Raw genomic sequence first — 17,538 nt, 5'->3', positions numbered from 1 at the left:
TTGGGGGCGCAGGTGAGTGTGGTGGCGTGTGATGTGGCCGATCGTGAGGGGTTGGCGGCTGTGTTGGCGGGGATTCCCGCGGATCGGCCGTTGACCGGGGTGGTGCACACCGCCGGCGTCCTCGACGACGGTGTCATCGAGACGTTGACTCCCGAGCGGGTGGACGCGGTGTTGCGGCCGAAGGTGGACGCGGCGTGGAACCTGCACGAGCTCACCCGTGACCTGGACCTGTCGGCGTTCGTGATGTTCTCCTCGGCCGCCGGAGTCTTCGGTGACGCGGGACAGGGCAACTACGCCGCCGCCAACGTCTTCCTGGACGCGCTGGCGGCGCACCGCAGGGCTCAGGGGCTGGCCGGGCTCTCGCTGGCCTGGGGTTTCTGGAACCAGCGCAGCGGCATGAGCGCCCATCTGGACGACACCGACATCGCGCGCATGGAGCAGTCCGGTGCCCGAGGCCTCTCCTCCGAGGAGGGGATCGCCCTGTTCGACGCGGCCCGCGCCTTCGACGAGCCGCTGCTCGTGCCGATCCACCTCGACCTCACCGCGCTGCGGGCAGGGTCCGCCGCGCCGCCGGCGTTGCTGCGAGGACTCGTCCGCGCCCCGGCCCGCCGCGAGGTGACGGCGTCCGCCACCCCCGCGTCCGGCGGTGGCTCTCCCCTGCGGCGGCAGCTGGAAGGACTCCCCGAGGCCGAGCGGGACCGCGTGCTCGTCTCGCTGGTCCGTACGCAGGCCGCCACCGTGCTCGGTCACACCGACGCCGACTCGGTGCCGCCGGGTCGCGCCTTCAGGGAACTGGGCTTCGACTCCCTCACCGCCATCGAACTGCGCAACCGGCTCAACAGCGCCACCGGCCTGCGCCTGCCCGCCACCCTCGTCTTCGACTACCCGACCCCCGAGGCCCTGGCCGAGCACCTCAGGGGCAGACTGCTCGGAGCAGGAGTCTCCGCCGCGCACGCCGAGCCGCTCGCGCCGGTCTCGGCGCCCGCGGACGACGACCCCATCGTGATCGTCTCCATGAGCTGCCGCTACCCCGGCGGCATCGACTCGCCGGAGGCGCTGTGGCGGCTGCTGGCCGAGGGCGGGGAGGCCATCTCCGAGTTCCCCGCCAACCGGGGCTGGGACCTGGAGCGGCTCTTCGACCCCGACCCCGCCCGGCACGGCACCAGCTACGCGCGCGGCGGCGGCTTCATGCACGACGCGGGCGAGTTCGACGCGGGCTTCTTCGGTATCTCGCCGCGCGAGGCCCTCGCCACCGACCCGCAGCAGAGGCTGCTTCTTGAGGCGTCCTGGGAGGTGCTGGAGCGCGCGGGGATCGCCCCCGACGCGCTCAAGGGCAGCTCCACCGGCGTGTTCGTCGGAGCTTCGAGCACCGGATACGCCACCGGGCTGGCGAAACTGCCCGAGGGCGTCGAAGGCTACCTGCTCACCGGCAACTCCAGTTCGGTGATGTCCGGCAGGGTGGCCTACGTGCTCGGCCTCGAAGGCCCGGCCGTCACGGTGGACACCGCCTGCTCGTCGTCGCTGGTGGCACTCCACCTCGCCTGCGACTCCCTGCGAAGGGGCGAGAGCACGCTCGCGCTGGCCGGCGGAGTGACGGTGGTCTCCACTCCCGAGCTCTTCGTGGAGTTCAGCCGTCAGCGCGGCCTCGCCCCCGACAGCCGGGTCAAGTCCTTCGCGGACGCCGCGGACGGCACGGTGTTCTCCGAGGGCGTCGGCATGGTCGTCCTGGAGCGGCTGTCGGACGCGCGTCGCAACGGTCATCCGGTGCTGGCGGTGGTGCGGGGCAGCGCGGTCAACCAGGACGGTGCCAGCAACGGCCTGTCGGCTCCGAACGGTCCCTCCCAGCAGCGCGTCATCCGCCAGGCGCTCACCAACTCCCGTCTCGCGCCGTCAGACGTCGACGCGGTGGAGGCGCACGGCACCGGCACCACGCTCGGCGACCCGATCGAGGCCCAGGCGCTGCTCGCCACCTACGGTGAGGGCCGCTCCCCGGAGCGTCCGCTCCGGCTGGGCGCGATCAAGTCCAACATCGGCCACACCCAGTGCGCCGCCGGGGTCGCGGGCGTCATCAAGATGGTGCTCTCCATCCACAACGGCATGCTCCCGCGTACCCTCCACGTGGACGCGCCCACCTCCCACGTCGACTGGTCGGCGGGTGCGGTGTCGCTGCTCACCGAGCCCGTCGAGTGGCCGGAGAACGGTCACCCGCGCCGCGCGGGCGTGTCGGCCTTCGGGATCAGCGGTACCAACGCCCACGTCATCATCGAGCAGGCCCCCGCGCCCGCCCCCGTCGACACCGACACCGACACCGACACCGAGGACGAAGAGGGGCTGCCGACTCCGGTGGCGGAGTTCGCCGGAGGGTTGCCGTTGCCGTTCGTGGTGTCGGCGCGCAGCGAGGAGGCGTTGGGCGCGCAGGCCGCGCGTCTGGCCGGGCACATCGAGGAGCGGCCGGAGATCGGTCTGCTGGATGTGGCGTACTCGCTGGCGACGACGCGTGCCGCCCTCGATCATCGTGCGGTGGTGGTGGGCGGGGACCGTGGAAGTGTGGTGGCCGGGTTGTCGGCGGTAGCCGGCGGTTCGGGTGTGGTGCGGGGTCGGGTGGGTGATGGCCGGGTGGCGGTGTTGTTCACCGGTCAGGGCAGTCAGCGGGCCGGGATGGGCCGGGAGTTGTATGAGCGGTTCCCGGTGTTCGCGGCGGCGTTGGACGAGGTGATCGCCGAGCTGGATCCGCTGCTTGAGGGGTCGTTGCGCGAGGTGCTGTTCGCCGAGCCTGGGTCGGCGCAGGCGGGGTTGCTGGATCGGACGGGGTGGGCGCAGCCTGCGTTGTTCGCGGTGGAGACGGCGTTGTTCCGGCTGGTGTCCTCGTGGGGAGTGGCGCCGGGTGTGCTGGCTGGTCATTCGGTCGGGGAGATCGCGGCGGCGCATGTGGCGGGGGTGTTGTCGCTGGCGGATGCGTGTGTGTTGGTGGCGGGTCGGGCGCGGTTGATGCAGGCGTTGCCTGCGGGTGGGGCGATGGTGTCGGTGCGGGCCTCCGAGGAGGTGGTCGTCGAGCTGCTGGCCGGGCGTGAGGAGCGGGTGTCGGTCGCGGCGGTGAACGGTCCCGCGTCGGTGGTGGTCTCCGGGGTGGAGGAGGCGGTGCTGGAGGTGGCCGCCGCCTTGGAGGAGCGGGGGGTGCGGACGAAGCGGTTGCGGGTGTCGCACGCGTTCCATTCGCCGTTGATGGACCCGATGCTGGAGGAGTTCCGGGCGGTGGCGGGGTCGCTGACCTACGACCCGCCGCGGATTCCGATCGTGTCGACCCTGACCGGGGAGCAGGTTACGGCGGAGCGGTTGTGTTCGCCGGAGTATTGGGTGGAGCAGGTGCGTGGTGCGGTGCGGTTCGCCGATGGGGTGGGGGTGTTGGCTTCTGCGGGGGTGGAGACGTTTGTGGAGGTGGGGCCGGACGGGGTGTTGTCGGCGATGGGGCAGGAGTGCCTGGCCGGCGACGGTTCCGGTGGTGCTTCCGGCGATGGGCCAGCGGCGGTTGGTTCGGGGGTGGGGTCTGGGGCGGTGTTCGTGCCGGTGATGCGCCGGGATCGTGGCGAGGCTTCGGAGTTGGTCACGGCGTTGGGCGCTTTGCATACGCGGGGGGTGGCTGTTGACTGGGAGGCGTTCTTCACCGACGCCGCCACCGCCGCGTCCGTCGCTCCCGCCGAGGTGACCGCCGAGAGCGGCACGGCCACGGGTGCGGTCGCCGTGGACGGCGCCGTGGCGCGTGCGAGGAAGGCACGCAGGGTGGAGTTGCCGACGTACGCCTTCCAGCACCGCCACTACTGGCTGGAGACCGGCGACCTCACCGCCGACGCGTCCGGTTTCGGACAGGTACCCGCCGAGCACCCCCTCCTCGGCGCGGTGGTGGCGTTGCCCGAGTCCGGCGGCGCCGTGCTGACCGGACGTGTCTCGCTGAGCAGCCATCCCTGGCTGGCCGACCACACCATCCTGAACACCGTCATCGTGCCGGGTACGGCCTTCGTCGAGCTCGCCGTCCGCGCGGGAACCCAGGTCGGCTGTGACACCGTCGAGGAACTCACCCTGGAGACCCCGCTGGTCCTTCCCGGCAGGGAGGGCGTCGCGCTCCAGGCGGTCGTGGGAGGCGCCGACGACTCCGGCCGCCGCCCGCTGTCGCTGTACTCGCGGACCGGTACGGGCGACGAGCCGTGGACCCGGCACGCCACCGGCCTCCTCGCGCCGTCCGCCCCGTCCGGCGACTTCGACCTCGGTGAGTGGCCGCCGCCCAACGCCGAGCCTGTCGACCTCACCGGCCTCTACGAGCGGCTGGCCACCGAGGGGGCAGGTTACGGCCCGGCCTTCCAGGGGCTGCGCGCCGCCTGGCGACGGGACGGCGAGGTGTTCGCCGAGGTCGCGCTGCCCGAGGGCGTCGCCGCCGACGCCGCGCTCTTCGGCGTCCACCCGGCCCTGCTGGACGCCGCGCTGCACGCCATCGAACTCGGCGAACCGGCCGAGCCCGGCAGGCCCGTCGAACTGCCGTTCGCCTGGAACGGCGTCGCCCTGCACGCGACCGGCGCCTCGTCGGTGCGGGTGAAGGTCTCCAGGAACGGTTCCGACACCGCCTCGCTCCAGGTGGCCGACGGCACCGGTGCCCCGGTGGTCACCATCGGGTCGCTGGCCATGCGCCCGGTCTCCGGCGAAGGGCTCGGTGCCGCCCGCGACTCGCTGTACCGGGTGGACTGGACGGCGGTGCCCGTCGTCGAGGGCGACGGAGAGTGGGTCGTCCTCGGGGCCGAGGACGACCGGCTGGGCCGGGCGCTGCGCTCGGCGGGACTCGACGTCTCCTTCGTCGCGAACCTCGACGCGTTGCGCGCCATGCCCGTCAGGCCGAAGACCGTACTGGTCCCGGCCCTCTCCGGCGGGGACGGCGGTGCGGCGGAGACGGCGAGGACCGCGACACTGCGCACCCTGGACCTGCTCGGCACCTGGCTCGCCGACGACCGTCTCGCCGGGACCAGGCTGGCCGTGGTGACCCGCGGCGCGGTCAGGACCGGCTCCGGCGACGGCCCGCCCGACCTCGCGCAGGCTCCGCTGTGGGGTCTGGTCCGCGCGGCGCAGGCGGAGAATCCGGGCAGGTTCCTCCTCCTGGACGTGGACGGCTCCGACGACTCCCACCGCGCGCTGCCCGGCGTGCTGGACGTGGGCGAGTTCGAACTGGCACTGCGCGACGGCCTGGCCATGGTGCCGCGTCTGGCCAGGACCGGCTCGGCGGGCCTGCTGACACCACCGGCCGGCGAGGGAGCCTGGCGGCTGGAGGTGACCAGGCAGGGCACGCTGGACAACCTCGCGCTGTCCGCGTGCGACGCCCGTGATCGGCCGCTGGAGCCCGGCGAGGTGCGCGTGGCGATCCGTGCCGGCGGCCTGAACTTCCGCGATGTCATGATCACCCTCGGCATGTATCCCGGCCGGGCCGACCTGGGCGCGGACGCCGCCGGGGTGGTCACCGAGGTCGGGCCCGAGGTGGTCGGCCTCGCGCCCGGCGACCGCGTGATGGGCCTCGTCGACGCCTGCTTCGGCCCGTACGCGGTGGTCGACCACCGGATGGTCGTGCCGATCCCGGCGGGCTGGTCCTTCGCCGAGGCGGCGTCGGTACCCGCCGTGTTCGCCACCGCCTACTACGGCCTCGTGGACCTGGCCGACCTCAAGGAAGGGGAGTCGGTGCTGATCCACGCGGCGGCCGGTGGCGTCGGCATGGCGGCCGTCCAGCTCGCCGCCCACCTGGGCGCCGAGGTGTTCGGCACGGTGAGCGACGGCAAGCGGGACGCGCTGCGGGCCCTGGGCGTCCCCGACGACCGCATCGCCTCCTCCCGCGACCTGGACTTCAGGAGCCGCTTCCTGGAGGCCACCGGCGGCCGAGGCGTGGACGTCGTGCTCAACTCGCTGGCCCGGGAGTTCGTGGACGCCTCCTTGGACCTGCTGCCGCGCGGCGGCCGCTTCGCCGAGATGGGCAAGACCGACGTGCGATACCCGGAGGAGGTCGCGGCGCAACATCCCGGAGTCGCCTACCGGGCGTTCGACCTCTCCGACGCCGGTCCCGACCGGACCGCGGAGATCCTGGCCGAGTTGGTCCGGCTGTTCGAACAGGGTGTGCTCACCCCGCCGCCGATCCGCACCTGGGACGTACGCCGCGCGCCCGAGGCGTTCCGGTTCATGGCGCAGGCCAGGCACGTCGGCAAGCTCGTGCTCACCGTGCCCGCGCCGCTCGACGGGAACGGCACGGTGCTCGTCACCGGCGGCACCGGCGGCCTCGGCGCCCTCGTCGCGCGGCACCTCGTCACCGGTCACGGAGCCCGTCACCTCGTACTGGCCGGTCGGCGGGGCATCGACGCCCCGGGTGCCGAGCGGCTCCGCGACGAACTGACCGGGCTCGGAGCCGAGGTCACCGTCGCCTCGTGCGACGTCTCCGACAGGGAGGCCCTGGCCGCGCTTCTGGGCGACCTGCCCGGCGACCGCCCGCTCACCGCGGTCGTCCACACGGCCGGAGTCGTGGCCGACGGTGTCGTCGGGTCGCTCTCGCCCGGCCAGGTCGACACGGTCTGGCGGCCGAAATCCGACGCGGCCTGGCACCTGCACGAGCTCACCCGCGGACTTGACCTGTCCGCGTTCGTGCTCTTCTCCTCCTCGGCGGGCACGCTGGACGGTGCCGGGCAGGGCAACTACGCGGCGGCGAACGCCTTCCTGGACGCGCTGGCCGAGCACAGAAGGTCCGCGGGCCTGCCCGCGGTCTCCCTCGCCTGGGGCATGTGGGCACCCGAGATCGGCGGCATGACGGCACAGCTCGGCGAGACCGACCTGCGCCGGCTGCGTGCCTCCGGCCTGCTGCCGCTCACGGCCGAGGCCGGGATGGCGCTGCTCGACCGGTCGCTCGACTTCGGGGAGGCCACCCTGGTCCCCATCCGGCTGGATCTGACGGCCCAGCGCTCACGGGCCGAGGCGCTTCCGGCGATGCTCCGCGGTCTGGTCACCACAAGGACTCGCCGGGCGGTCCGCGAGGCGGCTTCGGCCCCGGTCGAGCAGTCGTTGCGGCAGCGGCTGGAGTCGCTGTCGGCCACCGGCCGCGACCGCCTGCTGCTGGACCTGGTGCGCACCCACGTCGCCGCGGTCCTCGGACACCTGGACGGTGACGCGGTCGATCCGCTCAGGCCGTTCAAGGAGCTGGGTTTCGACTCGCTGACCGCTGTGGAGCTCCGTAACCGGCTCGGTGCCGCCACCGGCGTGCGGCTGCCCGCGACCCTCATCTTCGACTACCCGACCCTGGCCTCGGTCGCCGACCACATCAGGACCGAACTCGTCGCCGACGAGCCGCCCGCGGCGACGCTGGAGGCGGAGCTCGCCAGGCTCGAACACGCGATGGAGACCGCGGCGCCCGACCCGGTGGAGCACGAGAGGATCACCGGCCGGCTGCGCGCGCTCACCTCCAGATGGATCGAGACACACCGGAGGGAGGCGACGACGACCGGCGGGACCGAGCTGGAGTCGGCGACCGCGGACGAACTGTTCGACATCCTCGACAGTGAGCTGTGACGGGCTTCGACCTGGGATGGACTCCTCGCGCCCCGCGCGGGGAGGTCCTGCCCCGGGACATCCGGTCCCTCACCGCCACCCGTCGCAGGGATGAGCCGTATGGCCCCTCCGGCCGATGTGCCGACTATCGCCCGCTGATTACGCTTCGGCCTATGGACAGCGAAGGGATCCGCGCGGAGAGTCAGGAAGTCGAGGAGATCGTCCGGCTCGACTCGGTGCAGAAGACCTACCGGAGCGGAGCGGACGTCGTCGTCGCTCTGGGAGGTGTGACGATCGGCTGCCCTCGCGGCAGCCTCACCGCGATCATCGGGCCGTCCGGGTCGGGCAAGAGCACGCTGCTGCAGTGCGCGGCCGGGCTCGACAGGCCGACCTCGGGAACGGTGACCCTGGAGGGGAGGGAGCTGAACGGGCTCGACGAGGCGGCGCTGACGGAGTTGCGCCGTGAACGGATCGGCTTCATCTGCCAGAAGTTCAACCTGCTGCCCGCGCTGGACGTTGAGGAGAACGTCGTCCTGCCCCTCTCCCTGGCGGGCAGGGCCGCCGACCCCTCGCTGCTCGCCGAGGTGATGCGCAGGGTCGGGCTGGCCGACAGGACGCGCCACCGGCCGTACGAACTCTCCCCGGGACAGCGCCAGCGGGCCGCCATCGCCCGTGCCCTGGTCACCCGCCATCCGGTGATCTTCGCCGACGAGCCGACCGGCGCGCTGGACGCCCGCGCCACCGAGAGTGTCCTCGGGCTGCTCCAGGAGGCCGTGCACGAGGGCGGCCGGACCGTCGTCATGGCCAGCCACGACCCGCTGGTCGCCTCCTACGCCGATCGCGTCGTCTTCCTCGCCGACGGCCGCGTCGTCGACGAGCGGAGCCTGCCGATGGACAGGGCGGTGGTCCAGAGGATGTCGCACCTCGGCATCTGGGACAGGCCACCGAGGCCAGAAGGGGGGAACGTCGGCTGATGTGGCGCCTCGCCCTGCGCACGCTGTCCTTCCGCAAGGATGTCTTCGCCGCCGTCTTCACCGCGATGCTCCTCGGTGCCGTGATCGTCTCGGCTGCCGGTGCGCTGATGGAGACCGGCCTCCGAGGGAAGGTGCCGCCCCAGCGCCTGGCGGGAGCGCCGATCGTGATAGTCGGTGACCCGTCCTATCCGCTGCCCAAAGCCGACCTCCGGGACGAGGACACCGAGTGGACGCGGTTGACCGAACGCGTGCGGCTCGGTGTCGGCCTGCTCGACACCCTGAGGGCCGTGCCCGGGGTGGACCGGGTGATCGGTGACCTGTCGTTTCCCGCCACGATCCTGCTGGGGAATCGACCGGCGGGCGTCGGGCACGACTGGAGCTCCGCCCGGCTCGCGCCGTACGAGCTGGGCGCCGGCACGCCGCCCGGAGGTTCGGGGGAGGTGGTGCTCGACGCCACGCTGGCCCGGCGTTCCGGCGCCGGGGTGGGAGACCGGGTCGAGGTCGCGGTCGGCGGCGTCGCCGGGACCTACCGGGTCACCGGTGTCGCCGCGCCCGCGGACGGTCGCGCGATCACCGAGGCCGTGATGTTCTTCTCCGCGTCCGACGCCCGGCGCCTGGCCGGGCACCCCGGCACCGTCGACGCCGCCGCGGTCCTGCCCGCCCGGGGGATCGACACCGGGGTGCTCCGCCCGCGGATCCAGGCCGCGCTGCACGGTCACATGGCGACGGCTCTGGTCGGTGACGACCGCGGACTGGCCGAGTTCCCCGAGGGCAGGGACGGCGGCGAGAACCTCGTCGTCATCTCCGGGGTGACCGCGGGGACGACGCTCCTGGTCGCCGCACTCGTCGTGGCGGGCACCCTCGGCATGTCGGTCGAGCACCGCAGCCGGGAGATGGCGCTGCTGAAGGTGATGGGCACGTCCCCGGCGCGGATCCGGCGCATGGTGTTCAGCGAGGGGATGACGGTCTCCGCGCTCGCCGTCGTGCCGGGCTGCCTGCTCGGTCCCTACCTCGGACACTGGTTGTTCGGGCGGTTGGTGGCCGACGGGTTGGTCCCCGAGGTCATGCCGTTCCAGCAGAGCTGGATCCCGGTCGTGGCCGCCGTCGCGACGTGCCTGCTCGCCGCCGCGGCGGCGGTGTTCCTTCCGGCGAGGCGGGCGTCGATGATCCCGGCCGTCGAGCCGCCCGCCGGCACCGTGCCCCGGCGGCGGCCGCTCGGCCTGGTGCGATCGGCGATCGCGCTGGTCTGCCTCGCCGGCGGCGCGGCGCTCGCCGTCTCGGCGGCGGTGGCGCCCCGCCCACCCGGGGTGATCTCCGTCTGTCTCACCGTGATCGCGCTCTCCGTGGGGCTGACCCTGGTCGCCCCTCGCATGACGGTGGCGATGACCGAGGCCCTGCGCCGACCGGTCCGCGCGGTCTTCGGTCAGCCTGGACACCTCGCCATCCTCAACACCCGCGCGCGGACCGTCCGGGTGGCCGCCGCGGCCACGCCCATCATGCTCGTCACGGGAATCGCCCTGGCCAACGTCTACCTTCAGGTGTCCCCGGCGGGTGTGGCCGAGCGCGCGTACGTCAGGGACCTGCGCGCCGACGTCGTGCTCACCGCGCAGACCGGCGGCCTGGCCACCGACCTGCTCGGCCAGGTCCGGTCGATCCCGGGTGTCGCGGGAGCCTCGGAGTTCGTGACCGGCACCGTGTTCCTGGAGAGCCCGTACGACGCCTGGCAGGGCGAGGACGGATGGCCGGCCCGGGGGATCACCGCGGAGGGCGCCGAGCACGTCATGAAGCTCAGGCTCACCGCCGGTACGCTCACCGGGCTGCGCGGGCACAGTGTCGCGCTGGCCGAGGGGCACGCCCGGCAACTCGGCCGCGGTCTCGGCGACACGGTCAGGATCCGCCTGGGCGACGGACACGCGGCCGAGTTGAGGGTGGTCGCGCTGCTGTCGGCGAAGGCGGGCGCCGAGACGGTCCTGATGCCCGCCGACCTGCTGGCACAGCACACCACGGCCGGCCTGCCGCCCCAGATCCTCGTGCGCGCGGTCTCGGACGGAGACGTCCCCCGGGTGGCCGCGACCCTGGCCGGGGTGGCGCGAGCCGTGCCGGGGCTGCGGGTGAGCGGCGACGACGTGTTGTCCGGCCCGCACACCGAGCGGGAACGGACGCGGGCATGGGTGAACCACCTGCTCATCGGGACGACACTCGCCTTCGTCGTGATCTCGGTGATCAGCACCCAGGCGGCGGGCGCGGTACGGCGGCGCAGGGAGTTCAGGCTGCAACGGCTGATCGGCTCCAGCCGGGGGCAGATCCTGCGGATGATGGGCGTCGAGGGGGTCCTGGTCGCCGTCATCGGCGTCGTGCTCGGCACCGTGTGCTTCGTGCCCTTGCTGCTGCCCTTCACCATCGCGGTCAACGGCTCCCCGCTTCCCTCAGGACCGGTGTGGCTCTACGTCATCGTGGTCTGCTCCGTCGGCCTGTCCGCGCTCATGGGAGCCCTGTCGCCCGCGTGGATCGTCACCCGTCCCCGCCGCGTCCGCTCCGCCGACTCCGGGGGCTCCTAGCGGGTCACGGGTCGCCGGATACCGGCGCCTGCCCTCCCCTCGGCCGGCCCGCGTGGCCCCGGTCGCGAGGGGCCGTCGCGCGCGATGTTCCAGCCGGGGTTCACCGTCCGGTCCACCGGCTAGGGGAGGGGGCACGACACCCCCTCCCTTCGCCGTTCCGGCACGTCTCCACATGCTCTGACCTGGTCGTGCCGCCGACGGCCGCCCCGGAAGCCGGGGTTCTCCTCAGGGGAGGCTGAGGGGTGCGCTAGGGGTCGGTTTCATCGCACCCACATAGGTAGCGTGCTACTTGGTTCGGCATGGAAAACGGCGGACAGCAGTTTTCCCCACCTTCTGGAATCGGTGCGGGTTACCCGTGACCGCGAAGCACGAAGACGAATTCGCTGATCTCGCGGTAGGCAGTCTGATCTCGTTTGAATGAAATCCGGAGGAAATCTTCATGCGTGTCCTGTTCACCCTGCACGCCGCGAACGCCCATCTCTTTCTGGTGGTGCCGATCGCGTGGGCGCTGAAGGCCGCGGGCCACGAGGTGATCGTCGCCACCCAGCCGGACATCCTCGACGAGGTCACCCGGACCGGCCTGACCGCGGTATCGGTGGGTGAGATGTCCAACGTGGCCGAGCGGCTCGCGACCGTCCCCGCCGACCAGCAGATCTTCGGTTCCGGCTACGACATCGCCGAGGAGCGGCCCGACGTCCTCACCTACGAGTACGTGCGCGACTGCATGGCCTCCTTCGCCTCACCCCTCGCGCTGGATTTCATCACGGACGAGTCGATGTACGACGACCTCGTCGCCTTCTGCCGCCACTGGCGTCCCGACCTGGTGGTCTGGGACTCGATCACCTTCCCCGGCCCGGTGGCGGCCCGGGCCTGCGGAGCCGCGCACGTCCGGTCGACCTTCGGCAGGGACCACTGGGGGCGGATGCGCTCGCTGTTCCTGTGGTTGAGGGAGACCCGGCCGGGGCACCCCGTCGAGGACCCGGTGGCCGACTGGGTGACCGCGAAGCTGGCGAGGTACGGCTGCGAGTTCCACGAGGACACCATCCTTGGCCAGGCCACCATCGACTCGATGCCGGTCTGGACGCGCTTTCCCGTCGAGCACGACTACCTGCCCGTCCGTTTCGTCCCCTACAACGGTCCCGCCGTCCTCCCGGACTGGCTGCGCGAGGCCGGGTCCGGGCGGCCCCGGGTCTGCTTCACCCTCGGCGTGTCGGGGCGCGAGGTGTGGGGCGGGAACGGCAGCATCGGAGCCGCCGACCTGTTCGAGGCCGTGGCCGACCTCGACCTCGAACTGGTCGCCACTCTCAACGCCGCCCAGCTCGATCCGGGGGAGAAGGTTCCGGACAACGTGCGGATCGTCGACTACGTCCCGCTCAACTCCCTGCTGCCGGGTTGCGCGGCGATCGTCCATCACGGTGGCACCGGGACGTTCGGGACCGCGATCGCGCACGGGATTCCGCAGCTCGTCGTCCCCGCGAAACTCTACGACGAGGCGGGCATGGCCCGGCGGCTAGCCGCCGAGGGCGCGGGCCTCGTCCTTGAGCCGGAGGAGCTCTCGGCGCGGACGCTCAGGGAGAACCTGCTGCGCCTGATCGACGAGCCGTCGTTCAGGGAGAACGCGACCCGGCTCAGGGGCATCGCCGAGGCCACCCCGGCCCCGCACGATCTCGTACGCGACCTGGAAGAGCTGGTCGCCCGCCACCGGGCGGAGAACGGCGAGCCGACGCCGGCCGGCTGAGGTTCGCCCGCGATTCACCGGAACGCCGAACACGGGCCGCCCCGCGACGCGAGCGCCCTTTTCCTTTACGCCTCGACCCGAGACGCACGGTTCGACCGGGCGAGGCCCCCGAACGGTCTGACAGGGGTGACGTGGTGGAGAACGACGGCAAACTTCTCGACTATCTGCGGCGGGCGACGACCGATCTGCGGGAGGTCAGGCAAAGGCTGCGAGAGGCCGAGCGCAGGGAGACCGAGCCCATCGCGATCATCGGGATGAGCTGCCGGTTCCCCGGGGGAGTGGACAGCCCGGAGGCGCTGTGGCGACTGCTGGCCGAGGGCGGCGACGCCATCTCGTCGTTCCCCGAGGACCGTGGCTGGGACGTCGACGACCTCTACGACCCCGACGCGGACCGTCCGGGCAAGAGCTACACGCGCTCGGGCGGCTTCCTCTACGACGCGGCGGGGTTCGACCCGGCCTTCTTCGGGATCAACCCCCGGGAGGCGGTGGCGATGGACCCCCAGCAGCGACTGCTGCTGGAGACCGCCTGGGAGGCGTTCGAGGACGCGGGGATCGACCCGCTGTCCGCGCGGGGCAGTGCCGTCGGCGTCTACGCGGGGGTGATCTACCACGACTACGGTTCCAGGGCCCGCGTCGTCCCCGACGAACTCGGCGGCTACATCGGCAACGGCAGCGACGGCAGTGTCGCCTCCGGGCGGGTCGCCTACGTGCTCGGCCTGGAGGGGCCCGCGGTCTCGGTGGACACCGCGTGCTCCTCGTCCCTGGTGGCTCTGCATCTTGGGGTCCAGGCACTGCGTCAGGGCGAGTGCTCGATGGTGCTGACCGGCGGCGTGACGGTCATGTCCACGCCGAGCACCTTCGTGGAGTTCAGCCGCCAGCGGGGCCTCGCCCCCGACGGCCGGTGCAAGGCCTACGCCGCCGCGGCGGACGGCACCGGCTGGGGCGAGGGCGTGGGCATGCTCCTGATGGAACGCCTCTCGGACGCCCAGCGCGCCGGACACCCGATCCTGGCGGTCGTCCGCGGCTCGGCGATCAACCAGGACGGCGCCAGCAGCGGGCTGACCGCGCCGAACGGACCCGCACAGCAGCGGGTCATCCGCCAGGCGCTGGCCAACGCGCGTCTGTCGGCCGCCCAGATCGACGCCGTCGAGGGGCACGGCACCGGCACAGGCCTCGGCGATCCGATCGAGGCGCAGGCGCTGCTCGCCACGTACGGACGGGAACGCCCCGAGGGCAGGCCGCTCCGCCTGGGCTCGATCAAGTCGAACATCGGCCACACACAGGGGGCCGCGGGCGTCGCCGGCGTGATCAAGATGGTGCTGGCGATGCGGCACGGAGTCCTGCCCAGCACCCTGCACGTGGACGAGCCCTCACCGCACGTCGACTGGTCGGCCGGCGACGTCACGCTGCTGACCGAGGCCGAGACCTGGGAGAACGGCGGCGCCCCGCGCAGAGCCGGCGTCTCCTCCTTCGGGGTGAGCGGCACCAACGCGCACGTCATCCTGGAGGAGGCGCCACCGCCCACGCCGGAGACCGCGGACGGTACGGAGCACGCGGGCGGTACGGACACGGACGGCGACGTCGCCGGCGGGTACGGCCCACCCCCCGTGGTGCCCTGGGTGATCTCGGGAAAGGGCGAGGAGGCGCTGCGCGCCCAGGCGGAACGCCTCGCGGCGCACGTGGACGCCGACGCCGGACTGTCGCCGGTCGACGTCGGGCACGCCGCCGTCACCTCCCGCGCGGCCTTCCCGCATCGCGCCGTGGTGGTCGGCACCGGCCGAGCCGACCTGCTGGCGGGCGTGCGCGCCGTCGCCGGACACGACGCCGCGCCGAACGTCGTGCGCGGCGTCGCGGCCCCCGACCCGAAGGTGGTGTTCGTCTTCCCCGGGCAGGGAGCGGCGTGGGCGGGGATGGCCGTCGAGCTGATGGACTCCTCACCGGTGTTCGCCACCCGGATGGCCGAGTGCGCCGACGCGCTCGCGACGTTCGTCGACTGGAAGCTCGTGGAGGTGCTGCGCGGCGAGCCGGGCGCGCCGCCGCTGGGACGGGTGGACGTGGTGCAGCCCGCGCTGTGGGCCGTCATGGTCTCGCTGGCCGAGCTGTGGCGCTCGTACGGTGTCGAACCCGACGCCGTCGTCGGCCACTCGCAGGGAGAGGTCGCCGCCGCCTGCGTGGCGGGCGCGCTGTCGCTGGAGGACGGCGCCCGGGTGGTCGCGCTCCGCAGCCTCGCCATCGGCGAGGAGTTGTCCGGCCACGGGGAGATGATGGCGGTCTCGCTCCCGGCCGAGCGGATGCGGGAACTGCTGGCACCCTGGGGCGACCGCGTGGCGGTGGCCGCGGTGAACGGTCCCGGATCCGTGGTGCTCTCCGGCGAGACGGAGGCCCTGGACGAGCTGCTGGAGCGGCTGGTGGCCGACGGCGTCCGCGCCAGGAAGATCCCCGTCGACTATCCGTCGCACTCGGCGTACGTGGAGCCGCTCAGGGAGCGGATCCTGGCCGACCTGGAGGGGATCGCCGCCAGGTCGGCGGAGGTGCCCTTCTACTCCACGGTGACCGGCGAGCCGATCGACACCGCGGGACTCGACGCCGGTTACTGGTACACCAACCTCAGGCGGCAGGTGCGCTTCGAGGAGGCCACCCACGCGCTGGTGCGGGATGGGCACGGTCTGTTCATCGAGATCGGCCCCCACCCGGTGCTCACCGTGGGCGTCCAGGAGAGCGTGGAGGCCGCGGCCGGTACCGCGGTCGCCGTCGGCTCCCTGCGGCGCGACGAGGGCGGCATGAACCGGTTCGTCACCTCGCTGGCCGAGGCGTACGCGCACGGGGCGCCGGTGAACTGGGAACCGCTGTTCGCCCCCCACGACCCTCGCCCGGTGAAGCTCCCCACGTACGCCTTTCAGCGTGAGCGGTACTGGCTGGACGCCACCGACGCGATCGACCTGGCGTCCACCGGCCTGACCGCGGCCGGTCACCCGCTGCTCGGCGCGGCGGTGACCTCGGCGGGAACCGGCGAGGTCCTGCTGACCGGGCGGCTGTCGACGCGCACGCACCCCTGGCTCGCCGACCACGCCGTGGCGGGCACCGTGCTGCTGCCCGGTACGGCGTTCGTGGAGCTGGCGATGCGTGCCGGTGACCGGGTGGGGTGCGGGACGGTGGACGAGCTGACGCTTGAGGCACCGCTGCCGCTGAGAGAGGGCGGCGTGCAGGTGCAGGTGTCGGTGGGGGCGTCGGACGAGACGGGCCGCCGCCCGGTCGCCGTGCACTCCCGCCCCGAGGACGCCGGCGACGAGGCGGACGCGCCCTGGACCCGGCACGCCACGGGTTTCCTCGTCGCCGACCTCCCCGCAGAGCCCTTCGACCTGGCCGAGTGGCCTCCGGCGGGTGCGACGGCACTGGAGGTGGACGGCCTGTACGAGCGGCTGGCCGACCAGGGATACGAGTACGGCCCGCTGTTCCAGGGGCTGCGGGCGGCCTGGCGGCGCGGTGAGGAGATCTTCGCCGAGGTCGCCCTGCCCCAGGACGCGCGAGGAGAGGCGGGGAGGTTCGCCCTGCACCCGGCGCTGCTGGACGCCGCCCTGCACGCCGAGTCGCTGCTGGAGGGCGGGTCCGGCGAGGTGAGCCTGCCGTTCGCCTGGTCCGGCGTCTCCCTGCACGCCGAGGGTGCCGCCGAGCTGAGGGTGCGCCTGTCGCCCGCCGGCACCGACACGGTCTCGCTCCGGCTCGCCGACGTCTCGGGGAGCCCGGTGGCGTCCGTGGAGTCCCTGCTGTCGCGCCCCCTCCCGGCGGACCGGCTCTCCGCGGCGGCCGACGCCCGCCGCGACTCCCTCTTCCGGGTGGACTGGACGGTGTCGCCACTCGCCGAGATCCCCGCCGGGCAGCGGTACGCGGTGCTGGGCGCCGACGGGATCGGGCTGGCCGAGGCACTGCGCGCGACCGGCGCGGAGGTCGAGGAGTTCGAGGACCTGGGGTCGTCGGCGGCCTCCGAGGTCGTGCCGGATCTGGTGTTCGTCCCCTTCCCGCCTTCCGAGGGGCAGGAGAACGGAGACGTCGCGGCTCGGGTACGGACGACGACGCACCGGGCGCTGGGGCTGGTGCGGGAGTGGCTCGCCGAGGAGCGGTTCGGGTCGGCGCGGCTGGTGGTGGTGACCCGTGGCGCGGCCGCCGTGCACGGCGACGACGTCACCGACCTGGCGGGCGCCGCGGCCCTTGGCCTGCTGCGCGCCGCCCAGGCGGAGAACCCGGGCCGCCTCCTGCTGGTGGACCTCGACGAGAGCCCCGTTTCCGGTACGGCGTTGCTCAGCGCGACGACCCCGGACGAGCCGCAGGTGGCCGTACGGGATGGAAAGGCGTGGGCGCCGCGCCTGGCGCGGGCGGCGGGCGGGGACGGGCTCGCGGTGCCGGCGGGGGTGGCCGAGTGGCGGTTGGACGCGCCGGTCAAGGGGAGCCTGTCGGACCTGGCGCTGGTCCCGCACCCCGCGTCCGGCAGGGCGCTGGAGCCGGGCGAGGTGCGGATCTCCGTCCGCGCCGCCGGGATGAACTTCCGCGACGTCGTCGTGGCGCTCGGCATGGTGCCCGAGCGCGATGTGCCGATGGGAGGCGAGGCCTCCGGCGTGGTGCTTGAGGTCGGTGCCGGGGTGGACGACCTGGCGCCGGGTGACCGGGTCTTCGGTCTGCTGGACGGCGCGTTCGGCCCGGTGGGGGTGACCGACCGGCG

5 protein-coding genes are annotated in these 17,538 nt (G+C 73.1%); all 5 read left to right on the top strand.

The features are described from left to right. Positions 1–12 precede the first annotated feature (12 nt). Positions 13–7,575, top strand: a complete 7,563-nt coding sequence (locus tag AB0B96_RS40360; protein WP_362907546.1) for an SDR family NAD(P)-dependent oxidoreductase — start codon at positions 13–15, stop codon at positions 7,573–7,575. A gap of 152 nt (positions 7,576–7,727) precedes the next feature. Next, entirely contained in the window at positions 7,728–8,528 is an 801-nt protein-coding gene (locus AB0B96_RS40355) for an ABC transporter ATP-binding protein (RefSeq protein WP_362907544.1), read from the top strand. Further along, complete coding sequence (locus AB0B96_RS40350; protein WP_362907542.1) at positions 8,528–11,086, top strand: FtsX-like permease family protein; 2,559 nt, start codon at positions 8,528–8,530, stop codon at positions 11,084–11,086. The genes AB0B96_RS40355 and AB0B96_RS40350 overlap by 1 nt, the downstream gene beginning before the upstream one ends. A gap of 439 nt (positions 11,087–11,525) precedes the next feature. Next, positions 11,526–12,824: an activator-dependent family glycosyltransferase gene (locus AB0B96_RS40345; RefSeq protein ID WP_362907540.1), complete on the top strand. Its 1,299-nt coding sequence runs from the start codon at positions 11,526–11,528 to the stop codon at positions 12,822–12,824. Between the two features lie 131 nt (positions 12,825–12,955). Beyond that, positions 12,956–17,538: beta-ketoacyl synthase N-terminal-like domain-containing protein (locus tag AB0B96_RS40340; RefSeq protein ID WP_362907538.1), on the top strand; the 4,583-nt coding region annotated here is incomplete at its 3' end.

Origin of the sequence: Streptosporangium sp. NPDC049046 (assembly GCF_040649155.1) — a bacterium.
GTDB lineage: Bacteria > Actinomycetota > Actinomycetes > Streptosporangiales > Streptosporangiaceae > Streptosporangium.
Note: the sequence above shows the minus strand (reverse complement) of the source record. Positions and strands in the feature narration are given on the sequence as shown.

Excerpts from the sequence above, each read along its gene's own strand:
- AB0B96_RS40355 (WP_362907544.1), top strand. The coding sequence starts at position 7,728 with ATGGACAGCGAAGGGATCCGCGCGGAGAGTCAGGAAGTCGAGGAGATC.
- AB0B96_RS40350 (WP_362907542.1), top strand. The coding sequence starts at position 8,528 with ATGTGGCGCCTCGCCCTGCGCACGCTGTCCTTCCGCAAGGATGTCTTC.
- AB0B96_RS40345 (WP_362907540.1), top strand. The coding sequence starts at position 11,526 with ATGCGTGTCCTGTTCACCCTGCACGCCGCGAACGCCCATCTCTTTCTG.